Raw genomic sequence first — 450 nt, forward strand, 5'->3', positions numbered from 1 at the left:
AAACATCACAACTGAAACCAGAATTCGATAAAAGAAATACAAAGGTTATAGCCTTAAGCGTTGACGGAATTGAGAATCATAAAGGTTGGATCTCCGATATTAATGAAACTCAAAATACAGAAGTAGAATTTCCAATAATTGCGGATCAGGACAAAAAAGTGTCTGAGCTGTATGATTTTATTCATCCCAATGCAAGCGCGACTCTTACAGTTAGATCTTTGTTAATTAGCGACCCTAAAAAAAAAGTAAGACTCATCATCACTTATCCCGCTTCTACAGGAAGAAACTTCACAGAAATCTGGAGAGTTTTGGATTCTTTACAATTGGTTGATAATTATGGAATCGCAACACCAGTAGATTGGAAAGATGGAGAAGATGTAATTATTCCGCCGGCTGTATCGCAGGAAGATGCCGAGAAGAAATTTACAAAAGGCGTGAAAGTTATAAAAC

At 36.4% G+C, this 450-nt stretch carries 1 protein-coding gene; it reads left to right on the forward strand.

The genetic code is table 11. From position 1 onward, the window contains the following. Positions 1-450 (forward strand): redoxin domain-containing protein (locus CRV02_RS14475; RefSeq protein ID WP_129090912.1); only part of this gene is annotated, 450 nt, incomplete at both ends.

Origin of the sequence: Arcobacter sp. CECT 8989, from assembly GCF_004116715.1 — a bacterium.
Taxonomy (GTDB): domain Bacteria; phylum Campylobacterota; class Campylobacteria; order Campylobacterales; family Arcobacteraceae; genus Halarcobacter.